The 14,338-nt window shown below is 61.2% G+C and carries 15 protein-coding genes; 6 read left to right on the plus strand and 9 right to left on the minus strand.

What is annotated here, in order from left to right; translation table 11 throughout:
* Positions 1–52: 52 nt before the first annotated feature.
* A complete protein-coding gene (locus tag K0F88_RS12340) occupies positions 53–541 on the plus strand; it encodes a DMT family transporter (RefSeq protein WP_094468714.1) in 489 nt (162 codons plus the stop codon).
* A 119-nt stretch (positions 542–660) separates the two neighbouring features.
* On the opposite strand, the gene K0F88_RS12345 is transcribed toward K0F88_RS12340, so the two are convergent.
* The 4 genes from K0F88_RS12345 to K0F88_RS12360 form a co-directional block, all read right to left on the minus strand.
* Positions 661–1,992, minus strand: coding sequence for an MFS transporter (locus K0F88_RS12345; protein ID WP_219095229.1), 1,332 nt, complete (start codon positions 1,990–1,992; stop codon positions 661–663).
* 178 nt (positions 1,993–2,170) lie between these two features.
* Positions 2,171–3,097: a hydroxymethylglutaryl-CoA lyase gene (locus tag K0F88_RS12350; protein ID WP_219095230.1), complete on the minus strand. Its 927-nt coding sequence runs from the start codon at positions 3,095–3,097 to the stop codon at positions 2,171–2,173.
* Complete coding sequence (locus K0F88_RS12355; protein ID WP_219095231.1) at positions 3,094–4,287, minus strand: CaiB/BaiF CoA-transferase family protein; 1,194 nt, start codon at positions 4,285–4,287, stop codon at positions 3,094–3,096. The genes K0F88_RS12350 and K0F88_RS12355 overlap by 4 nt, the downstream gene beginning before the upstream one ends.
* A gap of 235 nt (positions 4,288–4,522) precedes the next feature.
* Entirely contained in the window at positions 4,523–5,431 is a 909-nt protein-coding gene (locus K0F88_RS12360) for a LysR family transcriptional regulator (protein ID WP_219095232.1), read from the minus strand.
* 159 nt (positions 5,432–5,590) lie between these two features.
* Between K0F88_RS12360 and K0F88_RS12365 the strand changes: the two genes are divergently transcribed.
* Complete coding sequence (locus K0F88_RS12365) at positions 5,591–6,757, plus strand: multidrug effflux MFS transporter (protein WP_094468719.1); 1,167 nt, start codon at positions 5,591–5,593, stop codon at positions 6,755–6,757.
* Here the strand turns inward: K0F88_RS12365 and yiaY are convergent.
* Entirely contained in the window at positions 6,754–7,902 is a 1,149-nt protein-coding gene (gene yiaY, locus K0F88_RS12370) for an L-threonine dehydrogenase (RefSeq protein WP_219095233.1), read from the minus strand. The genes K0F88_RS12365 and yiaY overlap by 4 nt on opposite strands.
* A gap of 156 nt (positions 7,903–8,058) precedes the next feature.
* On the opposite strand from yiaY, the gene K0F88_RS12375 reads away from it, so the two are divergent.
* On the plus strand, positions 8,059–9,078 hold the full coding sequence (locus K0F88_RS12375; protein WP_219095234.1) for a DUF4917 family protein: 1,020 nt from the start codon (positions 8,059–8,061) through the stop codon (positions 9,076–9,078).
* A 128-nt stretch (positions 9,079–9,206) separates the two neighbouring features.
* Here the strand turns inward: K0F88_RS12375 and K0F88_RS12380 are convergent, their stop codons facing one another.
* Positions 9,207–9,749 carry a helix-turn-helix domain-containing protein gene (locus K0F88_RS12380; protein WP_219095235.1) on the minus strand — a complete coding sequence of 181 codons (543 nt, stop codon included), beginning with the start codon at positions 9,747–9,749 and terminating at the stop codon, positions 9,207–9,209.
* A 107-nt stretch (positions 9,750–9,856) separates the two neighbouring features.
* Here K0F88_RS12380 and K0F88_RS12385 point away from each other — a divergent pair, with 107 nt between their 5' ends.
* The gene (locus K0F88_RS12385; protein ID WP_109628350.1) at positions 9,857–10,639 is read left to right on the plus strand and encodes an aldolase; all 783 of its coding nucleotides are present in this window, start codon (positions 9,857–9,859) and stop codon (positions 10,637–10,639) included.
* A 29-nt stretch (positions 10,640–10,668) separates the two neighbouring features.
* A complete protein-coding gene (locus tag K0F88_RS12390) occupies positions 10,669–11,556 on the plus strand; it encodes a dihydrodipicolinate synthase family protein (RefSeq protein WP_219095236.1) in 888 nt (295 codons plus the stop codon).
* Between the two features lie 144 nt (positions 11,557–11,700).
* Here the strand turns inward: K0F88_RS12390 and K0F88_RS12395 are convergent, their stop codons facing one another.
* The 3 genes from K0F88_RS12395 to K0F88_RS12405 form a co-directional block, all read right to left on the minus strand.
* On the minus strand, positions 11,701–12,045 hold the full coding sequence (locus tag K0F88_RS12395) for a YegP family protein (protein ID WP_094468725.1): 345 nt from the start codon (positions 12,043–12,045) through the stop codon (positions 11,701–11,703).
* A 155-nt stretch (positions 12,046–12,200) separates the two neighbouring features.
* Positions 12,201–12,506 (minus strand): ribbon-helix-helix domain-containing protein, encoded by a 306-nt coding sequence (locus tag K0F88_RS12400; RefSeq protein ID WP_094468726.1) that lies wholly within the window; start codon positions 12,504–12,506, stop codon positions 12,201–12,203.
* A 14-nt stretch (positions 12,507–12,520) separates the two neighbouring features.
* On the minus strand, positions 12,521–13,102 hold the full coding sequence (locus K0F88_RS12405; RefSeq protein ID WP_094468727.1) for a DJ-1/PfpI family protein: 582 nt from the start codon (positions 13,100–13,102) through the stop codon (positions 12,521–12,523).
* 295 nt (positions 13,103–13,397) lie between these two features.
* On the opposite strand from K0F88_RS12405, the gene K0F88_RS12410 reads away from it, so the two are divergent.
* Positions 13,398–14,288 carry a DMT family transporter gene (locus K0F88_RS12410; protein WP_219095237.1) on the plus strand — a complete coding sequence of 297 codons (891 nt, stop codon included), beginning with the start codon at positions 13,398–13,400 and terminating at the stop codon, positions 14,286–14,288.
* Positions 14,289–14,338 lie beyond the last annotated feature (50 nt).

Genomic DNA, 14,338 nt, shown 5'->3' on the forward strand with positions numbered 1-14,338 from the left:
AATCTGCGCGACGAATACTCTAGAGTCCAGCAAAACCTGTTGGAGAACGATCATGAGTACATTGCATTGGGTCGGGCTGTTGCTGCTGGCCGTGGTGGCCGGGGCGGTGGTGCCGTTTCAGAGTGCGATCAACGCCAACCTCACGCGTGGGTTGGGTCATCCGCTGTGGGCGACGCTCGCGTCGTTGCTGGTGAGTATCGTGGTGTTGTTACCGATCATGTTGGCGCTGCGCTTGCCGCTGCCGTCGCTGGCGTTCATCAGCAAGGCGCCGTTGTGGATGTGGGCGGGGGGTGCGTTTGGGGTGTGTTTTATTTCGTTGGCGCTGATGCTGCTGCCCAAGCTCGGGGCGTCGGGATTTATTGCGTTGGCGTTGGCTGGACAGGTGGTGGCTTCGCTGGTGCTGGATCACTTTGGGTGGTTTGGGTTGGTGGAGCGGCAGATGACGTTACCGCGGGTGTTGGGGGCGGTGTTGTTGATCGCCGGGGTCGCGTTGATTCAGTTCAGTGCTTCGCCGGCAAAAGGTTTGGTGACTGCGAGTTGAGTGTTGACTGTCAGGCCGCCATCGCGAGCAGGCTCGCTCCCACAATTGATTGGCGGCGTGGCACAGATCAATGTGGGAGCGAGCCTGCTCGCGATGGCGGCCAGAACAGCACCGCAGATTCAGAACTTGTCGAGCGTGCGCAGCTTCTGCGGCAACCCCCACATCAGCAGGGCAACGGCGATCAACGCGCAGACAGCAATGACGTACAGCGCCGGGGTGGTGCTGCCGGTCAGGTCCTTGATCCGCCCGACCATGACCGGGCTGACAATGCCGCCGAACTGGCCGAGGGTATTGATCACCGCGATCCCGCCAGCCGCGCCGGCACCGGCTCCGGCCAGCAGTTTTGGCGGCAAGGTCCAGAAGCTTGGGATGGAAGCGATGATCCCGGCACCGAGCAAACCCAGCGCGACAATCAGGAAGGTCGTGTGGTTGGCGAAGATCCCGGCACAGAAGAACCCCAGCGCGCCCACCGCGACCAGGCCTGCGACAAACTTGCGTCGCTCACCGGTCGAGTCGGACAGCCGCCCGATCACCACCATGCTGATCGCCCCGCAGATGTACGGGATGGCGGTCAGCAAGCCGATCATCACCGGGCTCTCGGTGCCGGCACTGCGGATCAGTTGCGGGGCCCAGAAATTCAATCCGTAGGACGCCACCTGAATCAGGAAGTAGATCAGCCCCAGGGTCAGGAACCCTGGGATTCGCAGCGCGGCGAGCAGCGAGCCACCACTCTTGTGCGGTTCATGGTGCGCAATGCGGCTGGCCAGCAGGGTTTTCTCCGACAGCGTCAGCCAATGGGCGTCTTCGATGCGGTCCTTGAGCAAGGTCAGCACCAGCAAGCCGAGGCCGATGCAGGGCACGCCGCCCAGCAAGAACAACCAGTGCCAGCCGCGCATGTCCATAAAGCCGTCGAGGTGTTGCAGCACCAGCCCGGAGAACGGAGCACCCACCAGACCGGCAAACGCCGACGACAGGAACAGCATCGAGGTGATGCGCCCGCGATAGTGCTGCGGGAACCACAGCGTCAGGTAATACAGCACGCCCGGCGCAAAACCGGCTTCCATCGCGCCGATCACGAAACGCAGCGCATAGAACTGCCATTCGCTGTTGACGAAAACCATGGCGGCGGTGGCGAGGCCCCAGGACATCATGATCCGGGCGATCCAGCGCCGCGCGCCGACCTTGTACAACATCATGTTGCTCGGTACTTCGAAGATCACGTAACCGACCACGAACAGCCCGGCGCCGAGGCCGTAGGCGGTGTCGCTCAGGCTCAGGTCGGTCTGCAGCTGGAACTTGGCGAAGCTGATGTTGATGCGGTCGAAAAAGGCGAACAGGTAGCAGACCATGATCAGCGGCATCAAGCGCCAGGCGACCTTGCTGACCAGGGCTTTTTCTTCGTCGTGGTTAACGGACGGGCTCGCGCCCGCCTCCAGTACATTGAGGCTCATGGTGCTTTCTCCAGGCGGACTTCCCATGGGTGTCCGATTGTTTTTGTTGTCTGGTTCGTTGTGGTTCGTTCTGTAGGAGCCGGCTTGCTGGCGATGTGGCCAGCGCATCCAACATAAATGCTGCCTGACCCACCGCCATCGCCAGCAAGCCGGCTCCTACAAGGGGTTTTGTGTTGGGTCAGGAAGGCATTGGGTGCAAATCGCAATTACGCCCCGCCTTGGCCAGTTGACCGGGCACTTCGTGGCCCAGCAGCGCCGGCAATCCTCGGGACAACTTCAGCAACAGCGGCAGATCGATGCCGGTGTGAATGCCGATTTCATCGCACAAGTTGACCAGGTCTTCGGTGCAGATATTGCCCGAGGCACCCGGGGCGAACGGGCAGCCGCCGAGCCCGCCAAGGGCCGCGTCGAAGCGTCGGGCGCCGGCCTCGTAAGCGGCCAGCACATTGCACAAACCGAGGCCGCGGGTGTTGTGGAAATGCAGGGTCAGATCAGCCGACGAAACCCGCTGCAGAACCCGTCGCACCAGCCGATCAACCTGCCGTGGATTGGCCATGCCGGTGGTGTCGGCCAGGGTGATGCCCTGGATGCCCAGCTCCTGATAAGCCTCGACGATTTGCAGCACGCGATCCTCATCGATCTTGCCTTCGAACGGGCAGCCGAAGGTGGTGGCAATGCTGCCGTTGAGCCGCACCTGCGCGCCATCGACGAATTGCACGATCTCGCCGAACGCCGCCAACGAGGCTTCGCAACGCATGCGCATGTTGGCCAGGTTGTGGGTCTGGCTGGCGGACATCACCAGGTTCAGTTCATCAGCGCTACAAGCCAGCGCCCGTTGCGCGCCCTTGAGATTGGGGATCAACGCAACGTAGATCACCCCCGGTTGCCGAGTGATGCCCTTGAACACCAACTCGCCATCGCGCAGTGCAGGTATGGCCTTGGGCGACACGAACGAGCCGGCTTCGATGTGGCTGAAACCGGCCAGCGAGAGTTGATCGATCAAGGCAATCTTGTCGACGGTTTCGACCCAGGTCGGCTCGATCTGCAAGCCGTCGCGGGGGGAGACTTCCTGAACGATCAGGGTCTGGGAAAAATCCGTGATCATTGCACCACCCCTTCGGCTTTCAGCCGTTCGATGTCCTGCGCCGTCAGGCCCAGTCCCGCGAGAATACCGTCGGTGTGCTGGCCCAGACTCGGCCCTGACCAGTTCACGCCGCCGGGGGTTTCAGACATTTTCGGCACGATGCCGGGCATCTTCACCGTGGCACCGCCAGGCAAGTCGGCGTTGAGCAACATGTCCCGCGCCTGATAGTGCGGATCGGCGACGATGTCGGCGACGGAATAGATGCGCCCGGCCGGGACTTCGGCGGCTTCCAGCGCCGACAACACTTCATCGATCGGCAGGCTGCTGGTCCAGTGAGTGATCGCCGCATCGAGTACGTTACTTTTCAATGCACGACCGTCGTTATGAGCAAACTCCGGCGCGTCGGCCAAGTCGCGACGACCGACCACCTCCATCAGGCGCTTGTAGATCGGGTCACTGTTGCCGGCGATCACCACGTAGGCGCCGTCGGCCGTCAGGTAAGTGTTGGATGGCGCGATGCCCGGCAAGGCGCCGCCGCTGCGCTCACGGACATGGCCGAGCATGTCGTATTCCGGCACCAGGCTTTCCATGACGTTGAACACGCTTTCGGCCAACGACACATCGACCACTTGCCCGCCGCCCTGCCCGGTCTTGACCCGCAGCAACGACATCAAGGCACCGATCACCGCGTGCAGCGACGCCAGGGAATCGCCGAGGCTGACGCCGACCCGCGCCGGGGGTGAATCGGGATTGCCGGTGGTGTAGCGGATCCCGCCCATGGCCTCGCCGATGGCGCCGAAACCCGGACGGTCGCGGTACGGGCCGGTCTGGCCATAACCGGAAATCCGCACCAGCGTCAGGTTGGGGTTGAGCGCGTGCAGCACGTCCCAGCCCAGGCCGAGTTTTTCCAAAGCGCCTGGCCGCAAGTTTTCGATCAGCACGTCGGCGCTGGTCGCCAGTTGCTTGACCAGTTCGATGCCTTCGGGAGATTTCAGATTGAGCGCCAGGGACTTCTTGTTGCGCGATTGCAGGTACCACCAGAGCGAGGTGCCTTCGTGCAGCTTGCGCCACTTGCGCAGCGGGTCGCCCTGGCCCATGGCTTCGATCTTGATCACTTCGGCGCCGAACTCGGCGAGCATGCGCGCGGCGAACGGCGCGGCGATCAGCGTGCCGATCTCGATCACTTTGATTGCACTCAAGGGGGCAGTCATCGCGGGGTACCTCTATGTTGTTCTTGGAATATGAGCCAAGGCTAGAGGACCCGGGGGCGATGAATCCAACCGTCAGTTGGCAACGTTCGTTCGCGAAACGCGAACGCCCTGAAATTTCCGCGACCTTGAGGCCGCCATCGCGGGCAAGCCCGCTCCCACAGGGGATTTGTGAACGCCGCAGCATACTGTGGGAGCGGGCTTGCCCGCGATGAGGCCGGCCCTATCAACGAAAATTTCAGACCTGCCCACGCAACTGCTCAAACAACATCCGGCTCACCGGCGACAACGCCGCTTCATCGCGCACCACCAGAATGAGCGCCCGGTCCGACCAGTCATCCGTCAACGGCACCGCATGCAACCCCAACGCCCGGCCAAACAATTCATAGGCCTTTTGCGGCAGGATGCCGATGCCCATGTTGGCCTGAACCATTCGGCACATCGCATCGAACCCCGGCACATGAATCCGCAACCGCAGCACCTTGCCAGCCTTGCGTGCTGCCGCGTGGGTGCGCATGTTGATCGAACTGGCGGCATGCAGACCGACGTAATCGCTGTCCAGCGTATCGTCGAATGCCAGGCTGGAACGACTCGCCAACGGATGATCGGGCAGCATCAACACCACCAGTTTGTCCTGGCGATAAAACACGCTGTGCAGGCCTTTGACGTCGCTGTCACTGGAGCAGATTCCAAGGTCGGCCACGCCATCGAGTACGCCCTGAATCACCCCGCTGCTGGGACGTTCTTCGAGGTCGGTCTTGACCTGGGGATGACGCTCGGAAAAGTCCCGCAGGTCTTCAGGCAAGAACTGAATGATCGCCGACAAGTTGGCGAGCATCCGCACATAGCCCCGCACCCCGTGGCTGTGCTCGCCCAGTTCGAGGCCCATTTTTTCGACGTTGAACAACATCTGGCGGGCATGGTGCAGCAGGGTTTCACCAGCCGGCGTCAGGGTCATGCCCTTGGCCTGGCGCACAAACAGACTGATGCCCAGCGCTTCCTCCAACTCCATCAGCCGCTTGCTGGCGGCCGACACCGCGATGGCTTCGCGGCTCGCGGCACGGGTCAGGGTGCCCTCTTCGTGGACGGCGACAAACAGCTGGAGGGTGATCAGGTCGAGGCGGCGGATCAGGCTTTTTTGCAGCATGGAGGGCTCGATGACTTCAGTTCGGCTGAGTCGGCAGGATAGCCCGGTTTTGGCCCACACCATCACATGGCATCGCCCTACTGAAAAAGTCGCGCCACTTGATGTAGCTTTACGCACCCACGTCGGGGACGTCGGTTTCTGAAACCCAAGGAAGACTCCATGAAGAGCAGCACCACCCTCCTCGTCACCTGCAGCACGGTGTTTCTCGCCCAACTGGGCATGAGCATTTACCTGCCGGCGTTGCCGGAGATTTCCCGGGACCTGTCCGCCGGCGCCTCGCAGGTCTCCTGGGGATTGGCGGTGTACCTGATCGGCATGGCGCTGCCGATGTTGTTCTGGGGCAGCCTGGGTCAGCGCATTGGCCGAAAGCCGGTGTTGCTCGCGGCACTCGGTATCTACGGGCTGGGTAACCTTGCCCTGCCCTTGGGCCAGACACTTGAAACGTTCCTGTTCTGGCGACTGGTCCAGGGGATTGGCGCCAGCGGGATTTCAGTCATGGCGCGGGTATTGATCCGCGACAGTTTCCGCGGTGACCTGCTGGCCAAGGCGCTGTCCTGGATCTCGATTTCGTTTGTAGTGGCGCTGGGGATCGGCCAGTACCTGGGATCGATTATTCAGGTGGCGCTGGGCTGGCCGGCGATTTTCTATCTGTTGGGTGGCGCGAGTCTGTTGATGGCAATGGTGGTGGCGCGGGTCACGTTCCCGCTGCTGAACGAGGAGCCTGTTCAGTCGTCTGCCTGGCCGAGTTACTGGCGCATTTTGCGTGATCGAGCCTTCCTGCTGCCGGCACTCGCCGGCGGTCTCGGTTATGGGGTGATCATTGCGTTCAACACCGCAGCGCCGCTGATTCTGCAAGGCCCCTTCAACTGGTCGGCCGTGGAGTACGGGCTGTTGGGCTGGCCGATCAGCGCGGCGTATTTTCTCGGCGCGCTGGGGGTCAATGCCTTCGTGCTTCGCACCGGGCAACGCTGGCTAATGACGGCGGGCGTGAGCCTGGTATTGGGCGGCAGCGCAGTGATGTTGCTGGGGAGCATCGCGGGCACATCCGTTGCGCTGCTGTTCTGGTTGCCGTACTGCTTTGCCGTGTTCGGGCAGTCTTTGAACTACCCGATCAGCCTGTCCCTGGCCAACGACGGCTCACCGGTCGGCGGGGCTTATGCGATGGCGTTGAGCGGTTTCATCCACCAACTGATGGCCGCCATCATCGGCGCGATTGCCAGTCTGATCGCGAGCCAGCAGGCGTGGCCACTGTCCCTGTTTTGCACCTTGCTGGCCTTGGGCGCGATGCTCTGCGTGAAGCTCGCGCGCGGTCGTCAAACCGATTAGAACGCGTTGCGGAAAATCTCCTCGATCTGGCGCTGATCCGCCACCCGTGGATTGGTCAGGCCGCAGGCGTCTTTCAGCGCGTTGGTGGCGAGCGTCGGGATGTCGTTGAGCTTGGCCCCGAGCTCACGCAAACCGGCGGGAATCTCGACGTCGCGGGACAGACTGCGGATGGCGACGATGGCTGCCTGGGCACCCTCTTCCGGGCTCACTCCACGGGTATCGGCGCCCATCGCGTGGGCCACATCCGTCAAGCGCGGGGCGCACACCAGCGCATTGAAACTCTGTACGTGAGGCAGCAGCACCGCGTTGCAAACGCCATGCGGCAAGTCATAGAAGCCGCCTAACTGGTGAGCCATGGCGTGGACGTAGCCCAGGGATGCGTTATTGAACGCCATGCCGGCGAGGAACTGCGCGTAGGCCATGTTTTCCCGGGCGGCCATGTCGCTGCCGTCGCGCACGGCCAGGCGCAGGTTGCTGCTGATCAACGTGATCGCCTTCAGTGCGCAGGCGTCGGTGATCGGGTTGGCGGCGGTGGACACATAGGCTTCGATGGCGTGAGTCAGCGCGTCCATGCCGGTGGCAACGGTCAGGCCCTTGGGCATGGCGACCATCAGCGCCGGGTCGTTGACCGACAGCAGCGGCGTGACGTTGCGGTCGACGATGGCCATTTTCACGTGGCGCGATTCGTCGGTGATGATGCAAAAACGGGTCATCTCGCTGGCGGTGCCAGCGGTGGTATTGATCGCGATCAGCGGCAATTGCGGCTGTGTCGATCGGTCGACGCCTTCGTAGTCGCGGATCTCCCCGCCGTTGGTCGCACACAACGCGATGCCCTTGGCGCAGTCATGGGGCGAACCGCCGCCGAGCGACACCACAAAATCACAGCCACTTTCCTTGAGCAGGCCCAGGCCGCGCTCGACGTTGGCCATGCTCGGGTTCGGTTTGGCGCCGTCGAAGATCACCGAGTCGATGTCCTGCATCGCCAGTTTTTCAGCAATCATCTTCGACACACCGGCCTTGGCCAGCCCGGCGTCGGTGACAATCAGCGCCTTGCGAAAGCCGTATTTGCCAATGGCGGCCATGGCTTCGTCGAGGCATCCGTTGCCCATAATGTTTACGGAAGGGATGAAAAACGTGCTGCTCATGGACGACTCTCCTGGCTGGGCCAAATCGGCAGCGCCGATCCAGCGGATACCCACAGGATCGACCTATCGGTTACGCAGTAACTTGATCTGGCTCAAGTCCCCGTCGTGATAAAGTCGCCGCCCATCAGACCCTTTGCTTTGAGACTTTGAACCGCAATGACCGATTTCCAGGATGTTGATGCCCAACTTGAAGACTGGAACGCCTTGCGCGCCACCGCCTCGTTCAGCGGTTTGCTGGTGGGCAACGGCGCCAGCCGCGCGGTGTGGGACGACTTCGGCTACGACTCGCTGTTCGAAAACGCCCGCACCGTCGAAGAAAAGCCCCTGAGCCAGTCTGAGCTGAGCGTGTTTGACGCAATGCAGACACGCAGTTTCGAACAGGTGCTCAGTGCGCTGAAAACCACCAGTCGGGTCAACAAAGCCCTGGCCGTCAGCTCCGCCGCGCCGCGCAATCGTTACTACGCGATCAAGGAAGCGCTGATCAACACGGTTCACGCGGTGCACATCCCGTGGCGACTGGTGGTGCCCTCTACCCTGGCCGCCATCAGTCAGGAACTGGGCCGCTATCGAACGGTGTTCACCACCAATTACGACTTGCTCAACTACTGGGCGATCCAGCATCAGCCGGATGCCATCACCGATCTGTTTCAGGGCGCCGAACCGGGTTTTGACTTGAGCGCCACGGCGACCGACAAAACCCGTTTGCTGTACCTGCACGGTGGCCTGCATCTGGTGCGCAATCAGGACGGCACGGCGCGCAAGCTGATGTCGACCGAGGGCACGTTGCTGGGCAGTTTTGCGATCAACAACACCATCAAGACGCTGGATGATGTGCCGCTGTTCGTCAACGAAGGGCCGGCGCAGGATAAGCTCAAGACCATTCGCAGCTCGGATTATCTGTCGTTTTGCTACGACCAGTTACTGAGCCATGGTGAGGGGTTGTGCCTGTTCGGGCATGCCTTGGGTGAGCAGGACAGCCACATCATCCACGCGTTGCGCCAGGCACAACCCGAGGTGGTGGCGATCTCGATTTATCCGCGCAGCAAGGCGTTTATCCAGCATCAGAAGCGGCATTACGCGAAGGTGTTTGAAGGGACGGGGTCTGAGCTGCGGTTTTTTGATTCGAAGACGCATGCGCTGGGTAGTCCGAAGCTGACTGTACCGGTCGAGGTTTAGCGGCGACGCGGCTGACGCCATCGCGGGGCAAGCCCGCTCCCACAAGGATTAGCGGTGTTCACATATTTCGTGCACACCTCACCCCCTGTGGGAGCGGGCTTGCCCGCGATGGCGTCAGCCCAGTCAACCTATTCCTCAGCGCTATGCACCACCACCAGCAACTGCGCCTGCACCTCCCCCACTGAGCGAATCCGATGCGGTTTCTGCGCATTGAAGTGCAGCGCATCCCCGCGATTGAGCAGCACGCGCTCGTTCATGAAGTCCACTTCCACCTGCCCTTCGTGGACAAACAGAAACTCTTCCCCCAAGTGTTCCTTGAAGGTTTTATCCGCGAATTCTGTCGGTGGATAAATCATGAACGGCAGCAGGCTGCGCTCGCTGACCTGGTGGGCCAGCACCGCGTAGCCGGGGCTTTCATCGTTGGCCGCCAGGGACTGGCGTTCGTCGCTGCGCACCAGGCTGTAGCTGTCGAGGCTGATGTTGTCTTCGGAGAACAACTCCTCGACCTTCACGTTCAGCGCCTTGGCCAGTTTCAGGGCCGCCGCGATCGACGGCGTATTCAGCCCGCGCTCTACTTTCGACAGATAGCTCTTGGTCATGCCGGATTTTTCGGCAAGGGCCTCCAGCGTCACGCCAAGTTTTTTTCTCAATAATTTCAAACGGATAGACATGAAGAACGATTAATCCATCAAGGAGGCGACGATTTGTCCTTGCCAATGACACAAAGTGTCATATAGCCTCTGCTGTGTCATTTGCATGAACCACCAAGGACACCGATATGGCCAAGACCTTAGCATTACCCAAAGAGCAACTGGTCAAGCAAGCGTTGACCCAGATGCAAAACACCCTGGCGGATAATACGTGGACCGACCGGCAAAAGCTGGCCCTGACCTGTCGGATTCTGTTCGAGAATGGTCACGACTCCGGTCTGGCCGGGCAAATCACCGCCCGTGGCCCTCAGCCTGGCACCTATTACACTCAACAACTGGGCCTGGGTTTCGACGAGATCACCGCGAGCAACTTGCTGCTGGTCAACGAAGATCTGGAAGTGCTTGAAGGCCACGGCATGCCCAACCCGGCCAACCGGTTCCACAGTTGGGTATACCGCGCCCGGCCCGACGTGAACTGCATCATTCACACGCACCCGACTCACGTTGCCGCGCTGTCGATGCTCGAAGTGCCGCTGCAGATTTCCCACATGGACCTCTGCCCGCTCTACGACGATTGCGCGTTTCTCGAAGGCTGGCCGGGTGTGCCGGTGGGCAACGAAGAAGGTGATTTGATCGCCGGCGCACTGGGCGACAAACGGGCCATCCTGCTGTCGCACCACGGCCAGTTGTCCACCGGTACGACCATCGAAGAAGCCTGTGTCATCGCTCAACTGATCGAGCGCGCCGCGAAGCTGCAACTGCTGGCGATGAGTGCCGGAACGATCAAGCCGATCCTGCCGGAACTGGGCCGCGAAGCCCATGACTGGATTTCGAAACCCAAGCGCCACGGCGCTGCGTTCAACTACTACGCCCGGCAGAACCTGCGTCAACACGCCGATTGCCTGAACTGAACCCACCCATTTTCTGAAGGAGACACAACATGTCGACCCCCACCATTCACGGCATCATCGGCTACACCATCACCCCGTTCACCGCCAACGGCGAAGGCGTTGATCTCGACGCGCTCGGGCGTTCCATCGACCGTTTGATCGACGGCGGCGTCCACGCTATCGCACCACTGGGCAGCACCGGCGAAGGCGCTTACCTGAGCGACGCGGAGTGGGATCAGGTCAGCGAATTCAGCATCAAGCATGTGGCCAAACGCGTGCCGACCATCGTCAGCGTGTCCGACCTGACCACCGCCAAAGCCGTGCGCCGCGCACGTTTCGCCGAAGCCCATGGCGCCGATGTAGTGATGGTGCTGCCGACGTCCTACTGGAAACTCAGCGAAGCGGAAATCCTCGCCCACTACCGCGCCATCGGCGAGAGCATCGGCGTGCCGATCATGCTCTACAACAACCCGGCCACCAGCGGCACCGACATGTCGGTGGACCTGATCCTGCGGATCGTCAACGCTGTGGAGAATGTGACCATGGTCAAGGAGAGCACCGGCGACATCCAGCGCATGCACAAGCTGCAACTGCTCGGCGAAGGCCGTGTGCCGTTCTACAACGGCTGCAACCCGTTGGCGCTGGAAGCGTTCGCCGCCGGTGCGAAAGGCTGGTGCACCGCCGCGCCGAACCTGATTGCGCAGCTCAATCTGGATTTGTATGAGGCGGTATTGGCTAACGACCTGGGCAAGGCGCGTGAACTGTTTTATCGCCAGTTGCCGCTGCTGGACTTCATCCTCAAGGGTGGCTTGCCGGCGACGATCAAGGCGGGGCTGCGTGCGACCGGGCTGGAAGTGGGCGATCCGCGGTTGCCGGTGTTTCCACTCGGTGAGGCTGGCCTCGATCAGTTACAAACCTTGCTGAAAACATTGCGCTGATCTCGAAGTTCGCAAAAAAACCAATGTGGGAGCTAGCCTGCTAGCGATAGCGGCCAGACATTCAACATCTTCGTCGAATGTTAAGCAGCCATCGCTAGCAGGCTAGCTCCCACAGTGGATGTGTATTGGGTTTGAAAGGTGTGGTCAGAGCACCGGCAAGGTCTTGTCCTTGATCACGGTGGTCGGCCCGTTGGCCTTGACGCTGGCGATGCCTTTATCCATCGCGCCAGCGGAAGAATAGGTTTCGCTGCTGCCGATGATTTCGTGGTTAGCGGCCTTGAGGTTGAAGTAAGGATGGCCATCCTTGGTGGCTTTCTTTTCGTAGCGTTCATCCAGCGGGCTGTTCTTCTGCACCGAAGCAATGCCGTTGTCGGCAGCGCCGCGCGTGGTGTACAGCTCGCTGGTCAGAATGGTTTCGGCGTTGGCGGCCTTCAGTACAAACTTGAACTGACCGTTGCTGCTTTTGCTTACTTCGTACCATCCAGACATGCTCTATCTCCTTGGCGATTGAGAGGTTTTGCGCTTCAGAGTAAAGACCAGCCTGGCTTATCTGTCGCCTGCTCCGGCCCCATCGCGGGCAAGCCCGCTCCCACAGGGATCACGCTGAACCTGTGGGAGCGGGCTTGCCCTCGATGGGGTCGACGCTATTTCACCACCGCCCGCACCACCGACAACTCCGGCGCCTGCACCCGACGCTGAGTCAAATACCGAGTGCAACTCACCCGCAAAAACGAGGCGAAATTCACCACTTCGCCGCGGTAGTCCATCACTTTTTCATACAGCTTGGCGATCAACTGGTTGGTGGTCATGCCGTCGACCCCGGCGATTTCGCTGAGGATGTCCCAGAACTGATTCTCCAGCCGCAGGGTGGTGACCACCCCGCAGATGCGCAGCGAGCGGGAGCGCGATTCGTAGAGAATCGGATCGGCTTTGACGTAGAGCTCGCACATGGAAAAGTCCCTCGTTACAGCGTGATTTTGGTGCCCAGCAACCCGAGGAAACCGGCGAGCCAGCTCGGGTGCGCCGGCCAGGCGGGCGCGGTGGCCAGATTGCCTTGTACGTGGCCTTCCGTCACCGGGATATCGATGAACGTACCGCCCGCCAGACGCACTTCCGGCGCGCACGCAGGATAAGCGCTGCACTCGCGACCTTCGAGAATCCCCGCGGCCGCGAGCAATTGCGCACCGTGGCACACGGCGGCGATCGGCTTGCCGGCCTTGTCGAACGCGCGCACCAGCTCCAGGACTTTTTCGTTCAGGCGCAGGTATTCCGGCGCACGACCGCCCGGGATCAGCAGCGCGTCGTAGTCGGTTTCAGCAACTTTGGCGAAATCGAAGTTCAGGGCAAACAAGTGACCAGGTTTTTCGCTGTAGGTCTGGTCGCCTTCGAAATCGTGAATCGCCGTGCGCACGGTCTGGCCGGCGGATTTGTCCGGGCAAACGGCGTGCACCGTGTGGCCGACCATCAGCAGCGTCTGGAAAGGCACCATCACTTCGTAGTCTTCGACGTAATCGCCGACCAGCATCAGAATTTTCTTGGCAGCCATGGGGAGGACTCCTCTGGGAAAGACGTAGGAGTATTCAAGGTAGTCCTTATCCGTGGGGTCGGGTAATAACCAGCTACTACCTGATGGACCGCGTCATCGTTCATCGCGAGCAAGCTCGCTCCCACAGGTATCGTGGTGTTCTTGCGAGCAATGCAAAACCTGTGGGAGCGGGCTTGCCCGCGATGGCGTCCTCAAACTGTACGGATAACTCTGCGCCTAGCTGTAACAGCGCGATCCCCGTGGTTTATGGCTAGATGAAGACTCTTCCCGCCACCCAACATTCCGGTTCCCCATCATGTCCTCGCGCGAAAACACCGGCATGGCCCTCGGCCTGCTCGGCGTCGTCATTTTCAGCCTCACCCTGCCCTTCACACGGATCGTCGTGCAGGAACTTCATCCGCTGCTCAACGGCTTGGGCCGGGCGCTGTTTGCGGCGGTTCCGGCGGCGATGCTGTTGCTGTGGCGCCGGGAGAAATGGCCGACCTGGAAACAGGTCAAAGGCCTGACGCTGGTGATCGCAGGCGTGATCCTTGGCTTCCCGGTGTTGTCGGCCTGGGCGATGCAAACCTTGCCGGCCTCCCACGGCGCGCTGGTCAACGGTTTGCAACCGCTGTGCGTCGCGCTGTACGCCGCGTGGTTGTCCCACGAACGACCGTCGAAAGCCTTCTGGGCCTGCGCGGCGCTGGGCAGTGCGCTGGTGCTCGGTTATGCGCTGATCAGCGGGGCCGGCAGTATTCAGGCCGGTGATTTGCTGATGCTCGGGGCGATTGCCGTGGGCGGTCTGGGTTATGCCGAGGGCGGCCGGTTGGCCAAGGAGATGGGCGGCTGGCAGGTGATCTGCTGGGCGCTGGTGTTGTCGACGCCGCTGCTGATCGGACCGGTGGTCTATTTGGCGCTTCAACACCAGGGCGAAATTTCCGCCAAGACCTGGTGGGCGTTTGGTTATGTTTCGCTGTTCTCGCAGTTCATCGGGTTCTTTGCCTGGTACGCCGGGTTGGCGATGGGCGGCATTGCCCGGGTCAGTCAGATCCAGCTGTTGCAGATCTTCTTCACCATCGCGTTTTCGGCGCTGTTCTTTGGTGAACATATCGAGCCGATCACCTGGCTATTTGCCGCCGGGGTGATTGTGACGGTGATGCTCGGACGCAAGACCGCCATCAAACCCGCCCGCATTGCCACCGCATGATGCTGGCCAAACACGAACGCATTACCACCCCATGACTCTGTAGGAGCCGG

Source organism: Pseudomonas sp. UMAB-40, assembly GCF_900095275.1.
In the GTDB taxonomy this organism is placed as follows: domain Bacteria; phylum Pseudomonadota; class Gammaproteobacteria; order Pseudomonadales; family Pseudomonadaceae; genus Aquipseudomonas; species Aquipseudomonas mandelii_B.

Coding starts and splice junctions, on each gene's coding strand:
- K0F88_RS12390 (WP_219095236.1), top strand. CDS start 10,669: ATGTCGACCCCCACCATTCACGGCATCATCGGCTACACCATCACCCCG.
- K0F88_RS12360 (WP_219095232.1), bottom strand. CDS start 5,431: ATGCTGCAAAAAAGCCTGATCCGCCGCCTCGACCTGATCACCCTCCAG.
- yiaY (WP_219095233.1), bottom strand. CDS start 7,902: ATGAGCAGCACGTTTTTCATCCCTTCCGTAAACATTATGGGCAACGGA.
- K0F88_RS12395 (WP_094468725.1), bottom strand. CDS start 12,045: ATGTCTGGATGGTACGAAGTAAGCAAAAGCAGCAACGGTCAGTTCAAG.
- K0F88_RS12380 (WP_219095235.1), bottom strand. CDS start 9,749: ATGTCTATCCGTTTGAAATTATTGAGAAAAAAACTTGGCGTGACGCTG.
- K0F88_RS12375 (WP_219095234.1), top strand. CDS start 8,059: ATGACCGATTTCCAGGATGTTGATGCCCAACTTGAAGACTGGAACGCC.
- K0F88_RS12340 (WP_094468714.1), top strand. CDS start 53: ATGAGTACATTGCATTGGGTCGGGCTGTTGCTGCTGGCCGTGGTGGCC.
- K0F88_RS12350 (WP_219095230.1), bottom strand. CDS start 3,097: ATGATCACGGATTTTTCCCAGACCCTGATCGTTCAGGAAGTCTCCCCC.
- K0F88_RS12345 (WP_219095229.1), bottom strand. CDS start 1,992: ATGAGCCTCAATGTACTGGAGGCGGGCGCGAGCCCGTCCGTTAACCAC.
- K0F88_RS12400 (WP_094468726.1), bottom strand. CDS start 12,506: ATGTGCGAGCTCTACGTCAAAGCCGATCCGATTCTCTACGAATCGCGC.
- K0F88_RS12385 (WP_109628350.1), top strand. CDS start 9,857: ATGGCCAAGACCTTAGCATTACCCAAAGAGCAACTGGTCAAGCAAGCG.
- K0F88_RS12410 (WP_219095237.1), top strand. CDS start 13,398: ATGTCCTCGCGCGAAAACACCGGCATGGCCCTCGGCCTGCTCGGCGTC.
- K0F88_RS12355 (WP_219095231.1), bottom strand. CDS start 4,287: ATGACTGCCCCCTTGAGTGCAATCAAAGTGATCGAGATCGGCACGCTG.
- K0F88_RS12405 (WP_094468727.1), bottom strand. CDS start 13,102: ATGGCTGCCAAGAAAATTCTGATGCTGGTCGGCGATTACGTCGAAGAC.
- K0F88_RS12365 (WP_094468719.1), top strand. CDS start 5,591: ATGAAGAGCAGCACCACCCTCCTCGTCACCTGCAGCACGGTGTTTCTC.